The organism is Rhizobium sp. 01N447_2 (assembly GCF_056399245.1).
Window position 1 is genome coordinate 100,427 of record NZ_JBFTQY010000005.1, and the last position, 20,917, is coordinate 121,343.

The 20,917-nt window shown below is 62.4% G+C and carries 17 protein-coding genes; 3 read left to right on the forward strand and 14 right to left on the reverse strand.

The genetic code is table 11. From position 1 onward, the window contains the following. Positions 1-74 precede the first annotated feature (74 nt). Positions 75-611 carry a GNAT family N-acetyltransferase gene (locus AC1ECN_RS04890; RefSeq protein ID WP_130672898.1) on the forward strand — a complete coding sequence of 179 codons (537 nt, stop codon included), beginning with the start codon at positions 75-77 and terminating at the stop codon, positions 609-611. A gap of 32 nt (positions 612-643) precedes the next feature. Here AC1ECN_RS04890 and ligA read toward each other — a convergent pair whose 3' ends face one another. From ligA to aqpZ, 10 genes are all read right to left on the reverse strand, one after another. Next, positions 644-2,800 carry an NAD-dependent DNA ligase LigA gene (gene ligA / locus AC1ECN_RS04895; RefSeq protein ID WP_130661949.1) on the reverse strand — a complete coding sequence of 719 codons (2,157 nt, stop codon included), beginning with the start codon at positions 2,798-2,800 and terminating at the stop codon, positions 644-646. 307 nt (positions 2,801-3,107) lie between these two features. Further along, positions 3,108-3,635 (reverse strand): DUF6886 family protein, encoded by a 528-nt coding sequence (locus tag AC1ECN_RS04900; RefSeq protein ID WP_024320791.1) that lies wholly within the window; start codon positions 3,633-3,635, stop codon positions 3,108-3,110. A 99-nt stretch (positions 3,636-3,734) separates the two neighbouring features. Beyond that, on the reverse strand, positions 3,735-5,408 hold the full coding sequence (recN, locus tag AC1ECN_RS04905) for a DNA repair protein RecN (protein WP_075224105.1): 1,674 nt from the start codon (positions 5,406-5,408) through the stop codon (positions 3,735-3,737). 5 nt (positions 5,409-5,413) lie between these two features. Continuing rightward, entirely contained in the window at positions 5,414-6,283 is an 870-nt protein-coding gene (locus AC1ECN_RS04910; protein ID WP_018074152.1) for an outer membrane protein assembly factor BamD, read from the reverse strand. 257 nt (positions 6,284-6,540) lie between these two features. Continuing rightward, positions 6,541-7,497, reverse strand: coding sequence for a UDP-3-O-acyl-N-acetylglucosamine deacetylase (lpxC, locus tag AC1ECN_RS04915; RefSeq protein WP_018483854.1), 957 nt, complete (start codon positions 7,495-7,497; stop codon positions 6,541-6,543). A gap of 262 nt (positions 7,498-7,759) precedes the next feature. Further along, positions 7,760-9,478: a cell division protein FtsZ gene (gene ftsZ, locus AC1ECN_RS04920; protein ID WP_477952331.1), complete on the reverse strand. Its 1,719-nt coding sequence runs from the start codon at positions 9,476-9,478 to the stop codon at positions 7,760-7,762. Positions 9,479-9,533: 55 nt separating this feature from the next. Beyond that, the gene (gene ftsA, locus AC1ECN_RS04925) at positions 9,534-10,865 is read right to left on the reverse strand and encodes a cell division protein FtsA (RefSeq protein ID WP_003561012.1); all 1,332 of its coding nucleotides are present in this window, start codon (positions 10,863-10,865) and stop codon (positions 9,534-9,536) included. Continuing rightward, on the reverse strand, positions 10,862-11,794 hold the full coding sequence (locus AC1ECN_RS04930) for a cell division protein FtsQ/DivIB (RefSeq protein ID WP_075224107.1): 933 nt from the start codon (positions 11,792-11,794) through the stop codon (positions 10,862-10,864). Before AC1ECN_RS04930 ends, ftsA begins: the two co-directional genes overlap by 4 nt. After that, complete coding sequence (locus AC1ECN_RS04935) at positions 11,782-12,708, reverse strand: D-alanine--D-alanine ligase (protein WP_012758281.1); 927 nt, start codon at positions 12,706-12,708, stop codon at positions 11,782-11,784. The genes AC1ECN_RS04930 and AC1ECN_RS04935 overlap by 13 nt, the downstream gene beginning before the upstream one ends. Positions 12,709-12,981: 273 nt before the next feature. After that, the gene (gene aqpZ, locus AC1ECN_RS04940) at positions 12,982-13,692 is read right to left on the reverse strand and encodes an aquaporin Z (RefSeq protein WP_477952334.1); all 711 of its coding nucleotides are present in this window, start codon (positions 13,690-13,692) and stop codon (positions 12,982-12,984) included. A 195-nt stretch (positions 13,693-13,887) separates the two neighbouring features. Here aqpZ and AC1ECN_RS04945 point away from each other — a divergent pair, with 195 nt between their 5' ends. Beyond that, a complete protein-coding gene (locus AC1ECN_RS04945; RefSeq protein WP_477952336.1) occupies positions 13,888-15,201 on the forward strand; it encodes an MFS transporter in 1,314 nt (437 codons plus the stop codon). Positions 15,202-15,315: 114 nt separating this feature from the next. Next, positions 15,316-16,245: a UDP-glucose 4-epimerase family protein gene (locus AC1ECN_RS04950; protein ID WP_477952338.1), complete on the forward strand. Its 930-nt coding sequence runs from the start codon at positions 15,316-15,318 to the stop codon at positions 16,243-16,245. Between the two features lie 3 nt (positions 16,246-16,248). Here AC1ECN_RS04950 and murB read toward each other — a convergent pair whose 3' ends face one another. From murB to ftsW, 4 genes are read right to left on the reverse strand one after another with little or no spacing between them, the layout of a single operon-like run. Next, positions 16,249-17,223: a UDP-N-acetylmuramate dehydrogenase gene (gene murB / locus AC1ECN_RS04955; protein ID WP_130655905.1), complete on the reverse strand. Its 975-nt coding sequence runs from the start codon at positions 17,221-17,223 to the stop codon at positions 16,249-16,251. Continuing rightward, complete coding sequence (murC, locus tag AC1ECN_RS04960) at positions 17,220-18,635, reverse strand: UDP-N-acetylmuramate--L-alanine ligase (RefSeq protein WP_024320782.1); 1,416 nt, start codon at positions 18,633-18,635, stop codon at positions 17,220-17,222. Before murC ends, murB begins: the two co-directional genes overlap by 4 nt. After that, the gene (gene murG / locus AC1ECN_RS04965) at positions 18,632-19,756 is read right to left on the reverse strand and encodes an undecaprenyldiphospho-muramoylpentapeptide beta-N-acetylglucosaminyltransferase (protein WP_130661952.1); all 1,125 of its coding nucleotides are present in this window, start codon (positions 19,754-19,756) and stop codon (positions 18,632-18,634) included. The genes murC and murG overlap by 4 nt, the downstream gene beginning before the upstream one ends. 6 nt (positions 19,757-19,762) lie before the next feature. Continuing rightward, positions 19,763-20,917, reverse strand: a complete 1,155-nt coding sequence (gene ftsW, locus AC1ECN_RS04970; RefSeq protein ID WP_012758288.1) for a putative lipid II flippase FtsW — start codon at positions 20,915-20,917, stop codon at positions 19,763-19,765.

Genomic DNA, 20,917 nt, shown 5'->3' on the forward strand with positions numbered 1-20,917 from the left:
CATCCCGAAACCCTGCCGAGGCGAGCAGGGTTTTCGGAAACCGGCTCTCCTCCCGACACAGATGGAGAGCATGAATGTCCGAAAACGAAGAGAATGAACCTCGCGGCCGAGCGCGCCTGCCGGATGGCGTCCTCGTGCGCGCCGTCCGCCTGTCCGATGCCGAGGAGATCACCGATCTCATAAATCTGCCGGGCTACCGGGCCGGCACCTTGCGGCCGCCCTACCAGCCGGTCGAGGAGGTTCGCAAACACATGGAAAACCCGTCGCCGGGCGCGCTCAACCTGGTCGTCACCCAGGACGGCAAGATCGTCGGCAATGGCGGCCTCAACCGCCTCTCCGACCGCCGGCAGCACGTCGCCAGTATCGGCATGGGCGTGCATGACGATTTCACCGGCCGTGGCTTCGGACGGATCCTGCTCGGCGCGATGGTCGACGCCGCCGACGACTGGCTCGATATCAAACGGCTGGAACTGACCGTCTATACCGACAACGATGTCGCCATCGGCCTCTACCGGAAATTCGGCTTCGAGCAGGAAGGCCTGCTGAAGGCCTTCGGATATCGCGCCGGTCAATACGTCGATGCCTATACGATGGCGCGGCTCAGGCTGTGAGCAAACGGGGCTGGCGGCTTGCCGTCAGCCCCTCACCCGCTGATCAGCGCCAGCCATTCGTCCTCGTCCATCGTCTGCACACCGAGTTCGCGCGCCTTGTCGAGCTTGGAGCCGGCGCCGGGGCCGGCGACGACGATGTCGGTCTTCTTCGAGACCGATCCCGCCACCTTGGCGCCGAGGCTTTCCGCCCGCGCCTTCGCCTCGTCGCGGGTGAATTTTTCCAGTGAACCCGTGAAAACCACGGTCTTGCCGGCAACCGGGCTGCCTGCCGTCACCGGCTGTTCGGCCTTCTGCGGCTCTACCTGTCTGATCAACTCCGAAATCACCGCAACGTTGCGCGGCTCCTTGTAGAATTCGACCATGGCACGGGCGACGACCTCGCCAATACCGTCGATGGCGTTGAGATCGTTCCAGGCGTCGCCGGAAAGTGTCTCGGCCTCCCGCATCGCCGTCTCGAATGCCTCGTAGGTGCCATAGGAGCGCGCCAGCAGCTTCGCGGTAGTCTCGCCGACATGACGGATGCCGAGCGCGTAGATAAAGCGATGGAGCGCAATGCTGCGCCGCTCGTTGATCGCGCCATAGAGCTTGCCGACGCTGACCTTGCCGAAGCCGTCGATATTCTCGAGCTTGGTCAATGATTGCAGCTGCCGTTCCTCCAGCGTGAAGATATCGGGCGCGGTGCGGATCTGCAGCGACGGATCTTCGTTTTCGAAGAAGAAGTCGATCTGCTTCGAGCCGAGGCCCTCGATATCGAAGGCGTTGCGCGAGACAAAGTGCTTCAGATGCTCTGTCGCCTGCGCCCGGCAGATGAAGCCGCCGGTGCAGCGGGTGACCGAATCGAGCTTGCCGGTCTTCTCATGTCTTTCACGCACGGCATGTGAACCACAGACCGGGCAGGTCTTCGGAAATTCATAGGGCCTGGCCTCGGCCGGGCGTTTCTCCATGACGACGTCGAGTACCTGCGGAATGACGTCGCCTGCGCGCTGCACGATGACGGTATCACCAATGCGGATATCGTGCTGGTCGTCGCGGATGCGTTCGCCGCTATTGCCGATGCCCTGGATGTAATCCGCGTTGTGCAGCGTCGCATTGGTGACGACCACGCCGCCGACGGTGATCGGCGTCAAACGCGCCACGGGCGTTAGCGCGCCGGTGCGGCCAACCTGGATGTCGATATTCTCGACGATCGTGAAAGCCTGTTCGGCAGGGAACTTGTGCGCCGTCGCCCAGCGCGGCGAACGTGAGCGGAAACCGAGACGGGCCTGCAGCTCGAGACTGTCGACCTTATAGACGACGCCGTCGATGTCGTAGTCGAGATCCGGACGCTCGAGGCCGATCTCGTCATAATGCGCCAGGATGTCGGCGACCGAGTTCAACCGCTTCATCAGCGGATTGACCGGAAAACCCCAGTCCTTGAAGGTCTGCACCATACCGAACTGTGTATCAGCCGGCATCTCCGACATCTCGCCCCAGGCATACGCGAAGAATTTCAACTTGCGGCTCGCCGTCACCTTGGCGTCGAGCTGGCGCAGCGACCCGGCCGCGGTGTTGCGCGGATTGACATAGGTCTGCTTGCCCTCAGCCTCCATCTGCCGGTTGAGCGCCAGGAAGTCGCTCTTGGCCATATAGACTTCACCGCGGATCTCCACGACGGCCGGCACGCCTTTCGGCAGCTCGTTGGGGATCTCGGCGATGGTCCGGATGTTGGCAGTGACATTCTCGCCCGTCGTGCCGTCGCCACGCGTTGCGGCCGTCACCAGCCTGCCGTTCTCGTAACGGATCGACATCGACAGGCCGTCGATCTTCGGCTCGGCGGTAAAGGCGATCGACTGGTCCGGCAGACGGCCGAGGAAACGATAGACGCCGGCGACGAAATCCTGCACGTCCTCCTGCGAGAAGGTGTTGTCGAGCGACAGCATCGGCCGCGCATGGATGACGGGCGCGAAGGTGACGGAGGGCGCTGCACCGACATGCCGCGATGGGCTGTCTTCGCGAATCAACTCGGGAAACCGAGCCTCGAGCGCATCATTGCGACGCTTCAGCGCATCGTAATCGGCATCCGAAATCTCCGGCTGGTCCTTGCCGTGGTAGAGCGCATCGTGATGCGCAATCTCCTTTGCCAGCCGTTCGAGCTCTGCGGCAGCCTCTTCGATCGTCAACGTGTCGACAGTGGAACCTTCGGTGGACATGGAACATCACTCCAGAGAATCTGCATTGTTTTTTAGAGCAAAATTTCCGGATGAAAAGAGAGGCCGCGTATCCGCCGTGGGGAGGATCGGCCTGCTCACCTCTCCTCCCTCATTCCTGTGCCTGTCACAGGAATCCAGCCACGGCGCGTCCGCGCCGTGAATAGCTCTCTTTCAACGAAGAAGAATCTCCCGCGCCCAACGACTTGGGCGCGCTGGATCCCTGTGACGAGTACAGGGATGAGGGAGATTGAGGTGAGCTTTCGCGCCAACTTTCATGCCGTGGAATCCTTGTTACCGCCCTATCCGGCTATTCCCAATCGCCCGCATTACGCAGCCTGATGCCACTGACATGCAGGCTGGTGCCCCAGAGCCCTTTCAGCGGCGTCAGCGTGTCCACCACCCGAAGCTCCACCCCGCGCGGCGCAAACTCCTGGTCGAGCCGTGAGATGGCGGTCCTCTCCATGGGAATGACGCGTCTGCGGGCCACCCACATGCCGGCATCACCCAGATCCTCGAAGCCCTCGGCCGGCATCTCGTAACGGTGGATCGTCTCCGCTTCGAGCCTTTCCAGCCAATGGCGCTCGACGTAGGCGACAGCGCGCCAGTCGCCGAGCCAGCGCCGCTGTTCGGCCTCCGGCGTATCGGCTGTCGCCCAGAGCAGGATGCGGGGACAATCGCGCGGAAAGAGATACATGAAATCATGATCGGCATCGATTGCCCAGACGAGTGGACCGTTCAGCCATTCCCGGCCGGGCGCGCGGGCAGACGGGACGCGAACCGAGCGTGGCTCGAACGCTACGATACCGGGATCGTCGCTGAAATGGAAAAGTCGCATGGCTTGAGCTCGCCGCCGATCGGGAAGCTTCAGCGCATATCGCGCCGCAGGATGATTGTCATCCCACCAGCTCAAGCGGAAAGAGCATCAGAAGAAAAATCAGCCGTTGCCGGCCAGCAGCCGCTTCGCCGCAGCCCGCGCCTCTTCGGTGACCGAAGCCCCGGCCAGCATACGGGCGATCTCCTCGGTACGGTCCTTCTGCGCCATCGTCGCGACGCGCGTGGCGATCTTCTCGGACCCATCGGCCGACGGTCCCTTGGAAATCAAAAGATGCGTCGCGGCCCGCGCCGCGACCTGGGGCGCATGCGTGACCGACAGCACCTGCACCCGCTCAGACAGCCGCTTCAGCCGCTGGCCGATCGCATCGGCCACCGCACCGCCGACGCCGGTATCGATTTCGTCGAAGACGAGCGTTGGGGCCGATCCACGATCGGCGAGCGCCACTTTCAGCGCCAGCAGGAAACGCGAGAGTTCGCCGCCCGAGGCGACCTTCATGATCGAGCCTGGTCGCGTGCCCGGATTGGTCTGGACATGGAACTCGACGACGTCGATGCCTTCGGCGAGCGCCTCCCCCGCATCCGTGCTGATCTCAACCATGAAACGGGCGCGTTCGAGCTTCAGCGCCGGCAGCTCGGCCATGACAGCCCCGGCCAGCGCAGTGCCGGCATGATGGCGCTTGTTGGACAGCGCGCGCGCCGCCGCATCGTAACTTTCCCGCGCCAGGCCGACCTCGGCTTCGAGCCGAGCAAGCCGCTCCTCGCCCGCATCGAGATCGGCAAGATCGGCGATCATGCGCACAGCAAGCGCCGGCAGCTCGGTGACGGGAACGGAATATTTGCGCGAGGCGGCCCTGAGCGCGAAAAGCCGCTCCTCCACCCGCTCCAGTTCGCGCGGATCGTATTCGGTCTTGCGCAGTGCCGCCTCGACTTCCATCTGCGCGTTGGAGAGCTGGTCGAGTGCTGCGTCGAGCAGCGCCACAGTGTCTTCGAGCAGTCCGGGCGCCTCATGGCTCTTGCGCTCCAGCCTGCGTACCAGCGAGGCGATATGGGGCACCGGCGAGGCATTGCCGTTCAGGAATTCGGACGCCTCGGCGATATCGCCGGCGATTCGCTCGGCCTTCATCATCTTCTGCCGGCGATCAGCGAGCTCTTCCTCCTCGCCATCCTGCGGCGAGAGCTTCTCGAGCTCCTCGACCGAAGAGCGCAGGTAGTCGGCTTCGCGCGCAGCACTTTCAACCTTCTCCCTATGCTTCTTCAGCGTCCGCTCGCTGTCGCGCCACAGGCGATAGAGCCGGGAGACCTCCGAAACCTCGTCGGTGAGACCGGCGAAAGCATCGAGCAGAGTGCGGTGAGCATTGGTGTCGACAAGGGCGCGATCGTCGTGCTGTCCGTGGATTTCGACCAGCATCTGACCGGCCTGGCGCATCAGTTGCACGCTGACCGGCTGGTCGTTGACATAGGCCTTGGTGCGCCCGTCCGCCGATTGTTGGCGGCGGAAAATCAAGTCGCCCTCGTCATCGATGCCGTTTTCACGCAGGAGTGTGCGGGCGCCGTGTTGCATGCCGACGTCGAACACCGCCGTCACCTGGCCCTTATCCTCGCCATGGCGCACCAGGTCGCCGTCGCCGCGCCCACCGAGCGCCAGCGACAGGCTGTCGAGCAGGATGGATTTGCCCGCCCCGGTCTCGCCCGTCAGCACGGAGAGGCCGGTCTCGAAGGCAAGATCCAGCCGCTCGATCAGGACGATATCGCGGATCGAAAGCTGGATCAGCATTGGCCTCAGGAACCGAGAAGAAGTTTCTTGCCCGCTGCTGCGATCCACGAGCCCTTGTTTTCACGCGGCTCGGCACCGCCGCTCTGCAGCAGCTTGTAGGAATCAGCATACCACTGGCTGTCGGGATAATTGTGACCGAGAACGGCAGCGGCTGTCTGCGCCTCGTCGACAATGCCCATGGCGTAATAAGCTTCGACGAGACGCGCTAAGGCCTCTTCGATCTGGTTCGTATTCGGATATTTCTCGACGACGATGCGGAAGCGCGAGATCGCGGCGAGATATTCCTTCCGCTCCATGTAGTAGCGGCCGATCTGCATTTCCTTGCCGGCGATCTGGTCACGCGCGAAGCGGATCTTGGCCTGTGCGTCATCGACATATTCGGAGTTCGGATAATTGTCGATGACGGCCTGCATCGCCTCGATCGTCTTGGCCGAGGCGCGCTGGTCCTGCGTCACGTCGACGATCTGCTTGGAATAGGTGAGACCGATGAGATACTGCACATAGGCGGCATCCTGGGACTTCGGATATTGCGACATGTAGCGGTTGCCGGAAGCAAGCGCATCGTCCAGGCGGCCCTGGCGGTATTTGACGAAGGTGCTCATCACAAGCGCCTTGCGCGCCCATTCGGAGAATGGGTTTTCGCGGTCGATCGCGTCGAACTTGCGCGCTGCTTCCGCCATGTTGCCGGCCTTCATATTGGCAAGGCCCTGGGTGTAGAGCTCGTCAGGCGGATCGGTTTCGAGGCCGAGCTTGGTGATGTCGATATCGGGGTCCGACTGGCAACCAGAGATCGAGGCGCCTGCGCTGAGCACCAGAAGCGATGCGAACAAGGCGCGCGCTGTCTTCATCATACCTTCAGATCCTGCATAACCCATTCGAAAGAACCCCACTGCTGCCGCTCTCTCCACGGCAGCCACGCCTCGCTGGCGTTTCTAGCCACAAATGTGCATCAAGAGCAACGCAATGATAAGGCATTAACGCATTTTTGTGGCAGCAGCCGAAGAATGATCGGCTTTTCAACTTCTTCCCGACCTGGGGCGGCCAAGCATCGGTCTATTGCCRCAGACACGGCCGGACATAAAAAAACCGCCTCCGGGAAAGAGGCGGCCTGGTCTTGAGAATATGCTGGAGGTCATGCCGACCAGGGAGCGAATTCCGAAGCGCTGACTGCGATCAGTTCGCGGGCAGCGACACGCTGGCGTGGCGTCGACGTCTCCACAACCTCGTAGGCGGAGGGATCGGCGAGCAGCGCCTTCAGCGCATTGGCATTCATCTTGTGACCACCGCGATACGAGCGGTAGCAGCCGATGAACTGGGCGCCGGCAAGCGACAGATCGCCGACGGCATCGAGCGTCTTATGGCGGACGAATTCGTCCTTGGCGTAACGCAAACCTTCGACATTGATGACGGTGTTGTCGTCCGAGATGACGACTGAATTTTCAAGCGAGGAGCCAAGCGCATGGCCCGACGCCCAGAGACGCTCTACATCGCGCATGAAGCCGAAGGTGCGGGCGCGGGAAAGTTCGGTCTTGAAGACGGCGGCGGTCATGTCGCCGGCCCACTTCTGCCGGCCGATCAGCGGGCAGTCGAAATCGATCTCGACTTCGAAGCGCGTACCATCATAGGGACGGAATTCACTCCACGAGCCGCCATGCTCGATTCGCACCGGCTTGGTGATACGGATATAACGGCGCTTGACACCGAGCGAGACGAGACCGACCTGCTCGATCGCCTCGACGAAGGGCAGCGAGCTGCCGTCCATGATCGGCATTTCGGAGCCCTGCACCTCGATCACCACATTGTCGAGGCCGAGCGCATAGACGGCGGCCATGACATGCTCGATCGTCGCGACCGAATGGGCGGGTGAGAAGCCGAGCACGGTGCAGAGGTCGGTATTGCCGACCTGCGAGGAAACAGCCTTGAGTTCGGTAATGTCGCCATTGTCATGCAAGCGCTGGAAAACGACGCCGGTGTCCGATTCAGCCGGGTTCAGGGTGATCGAGACGTCAGCGCCCGAATGCACCCCGATGCCCGAAAGCGTCACGGGACGCGATACCGTCGTTTGAAAACCCAGCAAGCCAATTGCCATAAAATCTGCCTTTTATTCTTCCGTACCGGCGGTCTGTCCGATCGGCGCGGTCATCGTTCATTCTGCAGAAGGAGTCTGTCGAAAGGTCTCCTAGGGCAGTTTCCTTGCACCATACTTACGTGCGCCGGCGCTCCAATCCAAATCACTGTTTCTTTCGCTTTGTTACGAAGTCACGCGATTGAAATTGCTCGCGAATCGCAGGCTGAAAAACAGCAATGCCCGGGACCTTGATCCCGGGCATGAACGGTGCCGAAGCACGCACTCAGTTCGACTGGCGACGCAGGAATGCCGGGATTTCCAGCTGGTCGTCTTCCTGCATCATCCGGGCCTGCGGAACTGCCCGGCCCTGGTCGTCGAGGTTGCCGCGACGCGGTGCGTAGAGGCTTGCCTCCGGCGACAGCGGACGGCGCTGCTGCGAAGCGGCCGGCGGTGCGGCGGTCATATCGGCGGCAACGGCGTCGTCGTCACGGCGGCCAAGCGAATTGGTGATTCGCTTGAGCAGGCCCATCGGACCGCGCTCTTCCGCCGCATGCGCGGAAGCCGGCTGCGTGCGGTGGTCGAGTTCAGCCTGGACGACCGGCGGGAAATCCTCGACCTTCGGCATGCGCATCGGTTCGGGCGCCTGGCGGATGATCGGCTCCTGCCGGACCGGTTGCTGCTGAACCGGCTGGCTTATCACCGGCTGGCTCATGACGGGCGCCGGAGCCTGCTGCTGCACCGGAGCCGGACGCATTGCCGGAGCTTCCGGCGCAGGCGCGAAGATCTTGCTCTGCGGACGGAAGGTCTCCTGCTGTGGAGCCGGCTGCTGTAGCGGTGCCGCAGCACGCGGGGCCGGAATTTCGAGCTCGCGTTCCATCTCGGCTTCGCGGATGGTCTGCGCGATCGGATCCATGGCCTTCGGTGCCTGCATCACGGGGGCAGGCTGAACTGCGGCCGCTGCCGGAGCAACAGCCGCGGAGGGACGGATAGCGGGCCTTGCTGCCGGCTGGAGGTTCCGCTCGGCGGCTTCGTTCATCGCCCGGTCGATGCCGGTTGCGACGACCGAGACGCGGATGATGCCTTCGAGCGATTCGTCGAAGGTGGCGCCGAGGATGATGTTGGCGTCAGGATCGACTTCCTCGCGGATGCGGGTCGCGGCTTCGTCGACTTCGAAGAGTGTGAGGTCGCGACCGCCGGTGATGGAGATCAGCAGGCCCTGGGCGCCCTTCATCGAGGTTTCGTCGAGCAGCGGGTTGGCGATCGCAGCCTCTGCGGCCTGCAGCGCGCGGCCGGAGCCGGAGGCTTCGCCGGTGCCCATCATCGCGCGGCCCATTTCGCGCATCACCGAGCGGACGTYGGCGAAGTCGAGGTTGATGAGGCCTTCCTTGACCATCAGGTCGGTGATGCAGGCAACGCCCGAATAGAGAACCTGGTCAGCCATGGCGAAGGCATCGGCGAAGGTCGTCTTGTCGTTGGCAATGCGGAAGAGGTTCTGGTTCGGAATGACGATCAGCGTATCGACAGACTTCTGCAGTTCCTGGATGCCCATCTCGGCCAGACGCATGCGACGCCCGCCTTCGAAATGGAACGGCTTGGTGACGACGCCGACCGTCAGGATGCCCTTGTTGCGGGCGGCCTGCGCGACAACGGGAGCAGCACCTGTGCCGGTGCCGCCGCCCATGCCGGCGGTGACGAAGCACATATGCGTGCCGTTCAGGTGATCGACGATTTCGTCGATGCACTCCTCGGCGGCCGCGCGGCCGACTTCCGGCTGCGAGCCGGCACCGAGGCCTTCGGTAACGTTGACGCCGAGCTGGATGATGCGCTCGGCCTTCGTCATCGTCAGCGCCTGCGCATCCGTGTTGGCGACGACGAAGTCGACACCCTGGAGGCCGGCGGTAATCATGTTGTTGACGGCATTGCCGCCACCGCCGCCAACGCCGAACACGGTGATGCGCGGCTTCAGCTCTGTGATGTCAGGCTTTTGCAGCTTGATGGTCATGGTACCTGTTCCTTCTCTCTCTGGCCGCATCGCCACGCCGGCCAATTACTCAATTTCAGAAACTTTCCTTCAGCCACTGGCCCATGCGGGCTATGCGGCTGTTATTTCCCCCAAGCGACATGAGCAGACCGCTCTGTGACGCATGTGTCTCCATGTCCGCGACCTGCGGATAGATCATCAGGCCGACGGCCGTCGAAAAGGCCGGGCCCTTGGCCGCCGTCGGCAGCCCCGAGACGCCCATCGGGCGGCCGATGCGAACGTTGCGGGCAAGGATGCGCCGCGCCACGTCGGCAAGGCCGGTCAGCTGGCTCGCCCCGCCGGTCAGCACGACGCGCTTGCCGACGATCGGGCTGAAACCGGAGCGCTGGATCCGGTCGCGGATCAGTTCCATCGTCTCCTCGATACGGGCCGACACGATGCGCGAAACCAGCGCCCGCGGCACCTGCGACGGCTGGTCGCGATCGTCCTCGCCGATCGGCGGGATCGAGATCAGCTCGCGCTCGTCGGAGGAATTCGAAAGGGCCGAGGCATGCACGACCTTCAGCCGCTCCGCATCCTCGATGCGGGTCGAAAGGCCGCGCGCCAGGTCGGTGGTGACGTGATGGCCGCCGAGGCCGACGGCATCCGTATGAACGAGCTTGCCTTCGGCAAAGACCGAGATCGTTGTCGTGCCGCCGCCCATGTCGATCGCCGCGCAGCCGAGCTCGACCTCGTCGTCGACGAGAGCCGCAAGGCCCGATGCATAGGGCGTCGCAACGATGCCCTCGACCGACAGATGCGCGCGGTTGACGCTAAGCTCGAGGTTCTTCAGCGCCGAGCGCTCCGCCGTCACCACATGCATGTCGACACCGAGTGCATCGCCGTACATCGCCAGCGGATCGCGGATGCCGCGCTCGCCGTCGAGCGAGAAGCCGGTCGCCAGCGAATGCAGCACCGAACGGTCCTGGCGCAGCGACTGCTGGCAGGCGGCCGACAGCACCTTCTTCAGATCGTTGAGCTCGACTTCCTGGCCGCCGAGATCGATCGTCGCGGTGTAGATGTCGCTGCCGAGGCGGCCAGCCGTCAGGTTGACGATCAGGCTTTCGACGGTCAGCCCCGCCATGCGCTCCGCCGCGTCGACCGCAAGGCGAATGACGCCTTCCAGCGCGTCGAGATCAGCGATGACGCCAGTCTTGATGCCGCGGGAACGCTGGTGGCCGATGCCGATGATCTCGATATTGTGCGTGCGGCCCGGCAGGATCTGGCTTTCCTCTCGCGGCGTCAGCCGGCCGATCATGCAGACGACCTTGGTCGAGCCGATATCGAGCACCGAAACGACATGTGACCGCTTCGACGAAAGCGGCTTCAGGCGCGGCAATCCGAAATGGGATGAACCGAACAAGCTCATATATTCTGCCCCGCCTTCTTCAATTCTTTCGTACGCTCCGTCACTGCCGTCTGCCTGCGGATCGCCGCCTCCGGCGTCAGCTGGATCGCGGTTCTGTCGGCCAGCCTGAGATCGACCGCGGCAATGTCTCGCTCCAGGAGCTGGTGCTCCTTGTCGAACTTCGAAAGCGTCGCCAGTGCCTGGTCGATACCGTCTTCCGGCAGCTTGACGACGACGCCGTTGTCCATGTGCAGGTCCCAGCGACGGCCTGATATCCAGACATAGGCCTTCACGCGGGCCTTCACGTCGGGCCACTTCGAGAAGGCGTCGTCGAGCGAAGCCGCCGCCGTTTCGGCATCGCGGCCGACGACGAGCGGCAGCGCCGAAAACTTGTTGTCGCGCAGCGGCGCAATGACGCTGCCGTTCTTCTCGATCAGGGAAAGCTCCTGTCCGTGCTGCCAGATCGCATAGGCCTGGCGCTCCTTGAGCTTCACTTCGATCGTTTTCGGATAAATCTTGCGCACCTCGACACTTTCGACCCAGGGAAGATGGGCGATCTTCCTGCGGGCGGCATCGACGTCGAGCGCAACCAGCGAGGTCGTGCCGTCAAGGCCGATCAGCTGCAGGATCTCGATTTCGGAGGTCTCCGAATTGCCGGAGACCTTCACGTCCTCGATCGCAAAACCCGCGGCCGTCGTCGTCGCCTGCGCGACGGCTTCCGTGTGACCGCCGAGCGACATGCCGTAAAGCCCCGTCGCAGCCAGGAAGGCGAGCGCCGAGACCGTGCCCGTATGAACAGGAATGTAGATGCGGCCGCTGCAGAGGCTGATCAGGAAGCGCGTGACCCGGCGCAGCGGACGCGGCAACACGAACCGCTCTTCGGCTTCCATGATCGGAAGCACGGCATGATGGCTGGGGCGCCCAATCCTCTTGACTGTCAACGCAAACAAGACGCGTCCTCCACCATCCACCGGAGAAACTGACCAAACGAATAACCGGCATGACCGGCCATTTCGGGCACGAGCGAGGTTGGAGTCATACCTGGCTGGGTATTGACTTCCAGCCAGATGATTTCGCCGTCTTCGGAGAAACGATCGTCGTAACGAAAGTCGGACCGACTGACGCCGCGACAACCGATTGCCTGATGCGCCCTTAGGGACAATGTTTGTATTTTTTGGTAAATATTCGGTGAAATTTTCGCGGGGATGACGTGTTTTGAACCGCCTGCCGCGTACTTGGAGTCGTAATCATAAAAATTGTGTCCCTGCGGCACCACTTCCGTGACACCGAGCGGAGTTTCACCCATGACACCGCAGGTGAGTTCGCGACCGTAAACATAGCGCTCGACGATCACCTCTTCGCCGTAGCGCCATTCGGGCGAGCTGACGATCTGTGGCGGATGCGCCTGATCTTCGGTGACGATGACGACGCCGAAGCTCGACCCTTCGCGGACGGGTTTCACCACATAGGGCGGCTTCATCGGATGCGTCGCGGGAAAGGCGAAACGGTTGACCACCTGCGATTCGGCCACCGGAATGCCGGCGGCGCCGGCAACGAGCTTCGCCTTGTCCTTGTCCATCGCCAGCGCCGAGGCAAGCACGCCCGAATGCGTATAGGGGATTTCAAGATATTCGAGGATGCCCTGAATGGTGCCGTCCTCGCCGAACGGGCCGTGAAGCGCATTGAAGACGACATCGGGCTTCAGCGCAGCAAGCTTCTCGGAAACGTCGCGCGCCACGTCGATACGCGTCACGTCGAAGCCCTCTGCCTCGAGGGCTTCTGCGCAAGCCTTTCCCGAGGAAAGGCTGACGGGCCTTTCCGAGGAAAATCCGCCCATCAGGACAGCGACATGCTTGCGACTCATCAACACCCCCAAAAAATAACTTCCAGTTTCGAAATCGACGCTTGCGCGAAGCTGTCTGCGTCGTTTCAGGCCTTTGTCCGACCTGGGTGCATTAGAGCATCATTATGGTTAATGAAGTGTTTACTTTCGTTAACTTCGTATTGCCGCGCCCTTGATTTTTTAACCTTCTCTTCTTCGGGATTGCCAGATCGAAGACGCCGCCGATCCGCGAAAACAGAAAAACCCGCACGAAAAAACCGCGCGGGTTCAATGGGATAGCTCGTTATCTTGCGGTCAGTCGGCGTCGTCGAGGAATTTCCATACGAGCCCGCCGAGCGCTCCACCCGCAAGCGGCGCAATCCAGAACAGCCAGAGTTGCTGCAGCGCCCAGCCGCCAACGAAAAGCGCCTGGCCGGTGGAACGCGCCGGATTGACCGAGGTATTCGTCACGGGGATAGAAACGAGATGGATCAGCGTCAGCCCGAGGCCGATCGCAAGCGGCGCGAAGCCGGCAGGCACCCGGCTGCTGGTCGACCCCAAGATGATGATTAGGAAGAACATGGTCAGCAGCACTTCGATCAGCAGCGCCGAAAGCAGTGAATAACCGCCTGGAGAATGATCGCCATATCCGTTGGCGGCAAAGCCGCCGAGTTCGAAACCTGCCTTGCCGCTGGCGATGAGATAAAGCAGCGCCGCCGCGGCGATGGCGCCGACAACCTGCACGACGACATAGGGAACGAGACGCGCCGCGGGAAACCGTCCGGCAACAGTTAGGCCAAGCGAGACGGCGGGATTGAAATGACCGCCCGAAATGCCGCCCACGGCATAGGCCATGGTGAGCACTGTCAGACCGAACGCAAAGGCTATGCCGACGAAACCGATCCCAAGCTCGGGATAGGCCGCGGCCAGCACTGCGCTGCCGCATCCGCCGAAGACCAGCCAGAACGTGCCGAGAAACTCAGCAACTAGACTCTTTTGCATGCTCGCCTCCTTAACCTCAACCAAGAGTTTAAATGAATCCGTTACAATTTGATTCCGGTCAAGCGCGTGGACATTGCCGCGGCAAGCTCCACGCAAGGATCAAGAAACGGGTGGAGATGCGGCAAGTGCGGCGCGAGGAGACGTTTTCTCAGACCTGAAATTGCGTTAAGACCCGCCAGCCTCCCTAGGCGCTCCATAAAAATACTGATTGGAATGAAAATGACAGACGCGATCTCCGCATCGCCGACTCCCGCCTCGAACAGCGCGCAAGTCAATTCCCCGGCTCGCGTTCTCATCGCCAGCCTTGTCGGCACTACCATCGAATTCTTCGACTTCTACGTCTACGCGACGGCAGCCGTCCTCGTCTTCCCGCATCTCTTCTTCCCGGCAAGCGATTCGAACGCCGCAACGCTGCAGTCGCTCGTCACTTTCTCGATCGCCTTCTTCGCCCRCCCTATCRGCGCCGTCATTTTCGGTCATTTTGGCGATCGCATCGGTCGCAAGGCGACACTMGTCGCCGCGCTGATGACGATGGGGCTTTCGACGGTCCTGATCGGTATGCTGCCGGGCTATGATGCGATCGGCATCGCAGCACCCTTGTTGCTGGCGCTTTGCCGCTTCGGCCAGGGCCTCGGCCTCGGCGGCGAATGGGGCGGCGCCGTTCTGCTTGCCACCGAAAACGCTCCTCCCGGCAAGCGCAGCTGGTACGCCATGTTCCCGCAGCTCGGCGCGCCGATCGGCTTCATCCTCTCCTCCGGCTTCTTCCTCATCCTGGCCGAAACGATGAGCAACGAGGATTTCCTCGATTACGGGTGGCGCGTTCCCTTCATCGCCAGCCTCGCCCTTGTCGCCGTCGGCCTCTATGTCCGCCTCAAGATCGCCGAGACGCCGGAATTCCGCAAAGCCGTCGAAAAGCACGAGCGCGTCGCCGTGCCGATCGAAGTGGTCTTCCGCAACCATCTGCGCAGCCTGATCCTCGGCACCTTCATTGCCGTCGCGACCTTCGTGCTGTTCTACCTGATGACGGTCTTCACGCTCTCCTGGGGCACGACACCTCTGGAAAAGGGCGGGCTCGGTTATACGAGAGAGYAGTTCCTGGTCGTCCAGCTTGTCGGCGTCGTCTTCTTCGGCCTGACAATCCCGCTCTCCGGCTGGCTCTCCGATCTCTATTCGCGCCGCCTCATCCTGACGCTGACGACAATTGCCATCGTGATCTTCGGCTTCTTCTACGCGACGCTGTTGACCAGCGGTCTCACAGGCGCTTTCCTGTGCTCGATCATCGGCCTCGCCTTGATGGGCTTCACCTATGGTCCGATCGGCGCTGCCCTGGCCGCCCCCTTTCCGACCACGGTGCGCTATACCGGCGCCTCGATGACCTTCAATCTCGGCGGCATCTTCGGCGCCTCGCTCGCTCCCTATATCGCCACCTGGCTCGCCACCCATTACAGCCTGGACTATGTCGGCTACTATCTCGCCGCCTCGGCAGTGATCTCGCTCGTCTGCATCCGGCTGTCGGGCCGCGAGGAAGTCTGAGCCTCGAGCAGCAAGCAAACAACAAGCCGCGACGGCTAACGTCGCGGCTTTTGTATTGATGCCATGAGCACTTCCGGTTAACCCGAGCACTCACGGCAAAACGGGAAACAGATCATGCGATGCCTCATTACCGGCGCAGCCGGCTTTGTCGGTGGACCACTCGTCGAGAGACTGCATGGAGAGCGGATATGCGAGCTTGCAGTGACGACGCGATCTGCAGCCGCCAGCTTCCCGACATCTGTGCGGCATTTCCCCATCGAGATAACAAGCGAAACCGATTGGACAGCGGTTCTCGAGGGTATCGATGTCATCGTCCATCTCGCCGCTCGTGTTCACATCATGAACGACCGCGCAGCCGATCCGCTTGCGGAATTTCGTCGGATCAACACCGCCCCCACGTTGAACCTCGCCGAGCAGGCCGCCCGCGCGGGCGTAAAAAGGTTCGTCTTCATCAGCAGCATCAAGGTCAATGGCGAGGAAAACGATCGCCCCTTCCGGCACGACGATACGCCAATGCCGATCGATCCCTATGGCATTTCGAAGTTGGAAACTGAAATCGGGCTGCATGAAATTGCCGCCCGAACAGGCATGGAAGTCGTGGTCATTCGCCCGCCGCTCGTCTATGGACGCGGCGCGAGGGGCAATTTCGCCCTGCTCGTCGGACTGGTCAGGAAGAAGATACCGCTCCCCTTCGCGTCGCTGAAGAACCGTCGGACATTGGTCGCGCTTCCAAATCTCGTCGATCTGATCATCACCGGGATGAAGCATCCCGGCGCAGCCGGCCAGACCTTTCTAGCAGGCGATGGAGAAGATCTTTCGACTCCCGGGCTTATCGAAGGGATTGCCGCAGGATTGGGCGTCAAACCGATGCTGCTCCCCTTCCCCCCCGCCTTGTTGCAGATGGGCGCGAGGGTCACGGGAAAGCACGCCGTCTACCAACGTCTTTGTGGTTCCCTGCAGGTCGATATATCCCACGCCCGTGACGTGCTTGGCTGGTCGCCCCTCGTCACGGCGCGCGAAGGCCTGAAGCTTGCGGTGAAGTAACCGTTACTCGCTCGTCACACCGTGGAACGGACGCACTTCGCGGCCGGGCATGAAGACGCCGAGACGTTTGATTTCCCATTCGAGCTTGATGCCGTCTTTCTCGAAGACCTCGCGGCGCACCTGCTCGCCGAGATATTCGAGGTCGTAGCCGGTCGCCTGCCCCATGTTGATCATGAAATTGCAGTGAAGCGCCGACATCTGCGCGCCGCCGATGACGAGACCGCGGCAGCCCGCTTCGTCGATCAGTTTCCAGGCCGAATGGCCCTGCGGGTTCTTGAAGGTCGAGCCGCCTGTCTTTTCGCGCACTGGCTGCACCGTCTCGCGGTGATTGCGCACGGCGTCCATCTCGGCGCGGATCTGGGCGCGCTCTTCCGGATAACCCTCGAACAGCACCGAGGTGAAGATCAGATCTGTCGATGCTGTGGAATGCCGGTAGGAATAGCCCATCTCGGCATTGGAAAGCACGTGCTTGTCGCCCTTGCGGTCGACCGCATGGACCTCGATCAGCCGCTCGCGCGTCTCCACGCCGTTTGCGCCGGCATTCATGCGCGCCGCGCCGCCGATGCCGCCCGGAATGCCGTAGAAGAAATGAAAGCCCCCGATGCCGTTGTCCATCGCCATCGCCGCCACGTGTTTATCCGGGCAGATGGCGCCGGCCAGAATACGGTTTTCGCCGGCGAGCTCGACGAAGCCGAACCCCTTGGCCGACAGGCGCAGCACGACGCCGGGAATGCCGCCGTCGCGTACCAGGATGTTGGAGCCGACGCCGACCACCGTCAGCGGCACCTCTTCCGGCAATATCTTCAGGAAGGCGATGAGATCGTCGATGTCATGCGGCTGGAACATCAGCTCGGCCAGGCCACCGGCCCTGAACCAGGTGACACGGTCCATCGGGGCATCCGGCGTGATACGGCCGCGGATATCCTTTACACCGTCTCCGAGAGACGCGAGAAGCTTTTCCCCATTCACCTGTTTCATACGGACTTTCCCGATAGGCCTTCCAGTTGCTTGGGCAGCGCCGCCGCCCAGGATGTGATGCTCCCAGCCCCCAACAGAACCACGAAATCGCCAGGCTTTGCAACCTCCGCGACCATCTGCGGCAAAAGCTCCGCCGAGTTTATAAAGCGGGCGTCGCGATGGCCGCCGGATTTGATGCGTGAGACCAGCGACACGGAATCGATGCCTTCGATCGGATCCTCGCCCGCCGCATAGACCGGTGCCAGGAAGATGCTGTCGGCATCGTTGAAGCAGGCGGCGAATTCCTCGAACAGGCTCGCAAGACGGCTAAAGCGATGCGGCTGGTGGACGGCGATGACACGCCCCTTGCAGGACTCTCGGGCGGCGCGCAGCACCGCCTTGATCTCGACGGGATGATGGCCGTAATCGTCGAATATCTGCACGCCGTTCCACTCGCCGGTCAGCGTGAAACGACGCTTGACGCCACCGAAGGAGGCAAGCCCCTTGGCGATATCGGCGCTCGATATGCCGAGCCGGTTGGCAACGGCGATCGCCGCCGTTGCGTTGGAAATATTATGGCGCCCCGGCATCGGCATGACCAGCCCCTTGAGCTCGATCACCTGGCCTGTGCGGCGGCGGCGGATTTCGACGTCGAATATTGAGCGCGTGCCGTCGATGCGCACATTCTTGAAGCGCACGTCGGCCTGCGGGTTCTCGCCATAGGTAATGATCTTGCGGTCCTCGATGCGGCCGACCAGCGACTGCACCTCGGGATGGTCGAGACACATGACGCCGAAGCCGTAGAACGGCACGTTCTCGACAAACTGCCGGAAGGCTGCACGCACGGCGTCGAAATTGCCGTAATGATCGAGATGTTCCGGGTCGATATTGGTGATGACGGCGACATCGGCCGGAAGTTTCAGGAAGGTGCCGTCCGATTCGTCGGCCTCGACCACCATCCACTCGCCCTCGCCCATGCGGGCATTGGTGCCGTAGGCATTGATGATGCCGCCATTGATGACGGTCGGGTCGAGCCCGCCGGCTTCGAGTAGTGTGGCGACCAGCGAGGTGGTCGTCGTCTTGCCATGCGTGCCGCCGATGGCGATCGCATTGCGGAAGCGCATCAGCTCGGCCAGCATTTCGGCACGGCGCACCACCGGCAGCAGCTTTTCGCGCGCGGCGATGAGCTCCGGATTGCTCTTCTTGATCGCCGTCGAGACGACGACGACTTCGGCCTCACCCAGGTTTTCGGCCCGGTGACCGACAAACACCTCGATGCCCTTGTCGCGCAGGCGCTGGACATTGGCGCTGTCAGCCTGGTCCGATCCCTGCACCTTGTGGCCGAGATTGTGCAGCACCTCGGCAATGCCGCTCATGCCGATGCCACCGATGCCGATGAAATGGACGAGGCCGATCGTCTTCGGCAGTTTCATGCGCGTGTCCTCTTGAATTCCGCAATTGTCCGTCTGGCGGCAATAGCCTCAACCATGTCGGCAAGCAAGTTCGCGGCATCGGGTTTCCCGGCGCGTTTCGCCGCCGCCGCCATGTGCGAAAGCTTTTCCGGATCGTTCATGACAGCCGTCAGGATCGCCGCGATCTTCTCCGGCGAAAGCTCCGACTGGGCGATCACCTTCGCTCCGCCGGTCGCAGCGAGTGCCGCCGCATTCGCCGCCTGGTCGTGATCGAGAGCATGCGGGTAAGGGACGAGCACGGCCGGCCGGCCGATGACGGAGATTTCCGAAACGGTGGAGGCGCCCGAACGGCAGATGACGAGATGCGCCCTCGCCAACCTCTCGGCCATGTCGGTGAAGAAGGGGGCGATATCGGCCCCCATTTCCAGCTTGGCGACGCAGCCGCTGACCATTTCCATATCCTCGGGACGCACCTGCTGGGTGATGCGCAGGCGCACGCGAAGCGCCTCGTCGAGCAGGCTGATCGCCGTCGGCAGCGCCTTGGAGAAATATTGCGCGCCCTGGCTGCCGCCGAAGACGACGAGGTTGAAGGCCTCGCCCGGATGCGACGGCATGTAAGGCACCTCGGCCGCAGCGATGATCGCCGGGCGGACCGGATTGCCCGTCGTCACCGTCTTGTCTGGAAAGGCGGCGCCTCCCTCCGGCAGGAACCCGCCGGCGATGGCCTGCACGCGGGTTGCCAAGGCCTTGTTGGCGCGCCCCATCACGGCATTCTGCTCGTGAATCATCGAGGGCACGCCGAGCCGGGTGGCGGCAAGCAGCGGCGGCACGGTGGGATAACCACCGAAACCAACGACAATGATAGGCCGCAGCCGCTGAATCAGCTTCTTTGCCGCCCGCATGCCGCTCCAGAGCGTCCACAGCGAGCGGGCGACAGCAACCGGGTTCTTCGAGCCGATCGTTGCCGACGGCACGACATGGATTTCCTCGGCCGGAAACTTGCCGGCATAACGCTCGGCCCGGCTGTCCGTGACGAGATGCACCGAATAGCCGCGCTCCTTCAGCTTGAAGGCCAGCGCCTCCGCCGGGAACACATGGCCGCCGGTCCCCCCGGCGGCAAGCAGCACGATGCCTTTGCTCATGGTCTTCTACTCCGCCGGCATGCCGTGCGGGACGCGGAAGAGGCTCCGGTCCTGCGCGCGTTTTTCCGGTCGATGGCGGGTCAGCGCCAAGATGAAGCCGGCGGTGACGCAGATCGCCACCATGGACGAGCCACCATAGGAAATCAGCGGCAGCGTCATGCCCTTCGCCGGCAACAGTTCGAGATTGACGCCGATATTGATGATCGACTGGATGCCCATCTGCAGCACCAGGCCGGCGACGGCGAAGCGGTTGAAGTCATTCCGTTCGCGATAGGCATGCGAGAGGCCGCGCAGCACCAGAACGGTAAACAGCGCAACGAGCGCCATGCAGAAGACGATGCCGAATTCCTCGGCCGCGACCGAGAAGATGAAGTCGGTATGCGCATCCGGGATGATGCGCTTGACGATGCCTTCGCCCGGCCCTTGGCCGAACCAGCTGCCGCGGATGATCGCCTCGCGCGCCGTATCGATCTGGAACGTGTCGCCTTCGCCGGTCATGAATTTGTCTATACGCAACGCAACGTGCGGGAAGACGTAATAGGCGCTGAGCAGGCCGCCGGCGCCGCCGATGCCGAGCAGCATGATCCAGATCCACGGCATGCCGGCCATGAAGAACATCCCACCCCAGACGGCCGTGGTCAGGATGGTCTGGCCGAGGTCCGGCTGCGCGATGAGAAGGGCTGCGACGATGCCGAACAGGATGATGGCAAAGAGATTGCCGGGGATCTCCGGCTGGCGCGCATGTTCGGCAAACAGCCAGGCGCAGACCACGACGAAGGCGGGCTTCATGAATTCCGATGGCTGGATGGAAAGGCCGGCGATCCAGATCCAGCGCCTGCCACCCTTGACCTCCTGCCCAACGAACAGCACCAGCACCATCATGGCGACCGAGATGATCAGGATCAGGATCGCGGTTCGTCGCACCTGGCGCGGCGTCAGGAACGACAGCCCGAGCATGACTCCGATCGAGGGGATCATGAAGGCGGCATGGCGCTTTACGAAGTGGAAAGGCTCGAGCCCGATGCGTTCGGCGACCGCAGGAGATGCCGCAAATGACAGCATGAATCCGATGCCCATCAGAAAGATGAACATCGCCAGGAAGAAGCGGTCGATGGTCCAGAACCAATCGGCCAGAGGCCCACGTTCCGCGCGGCTTACCAT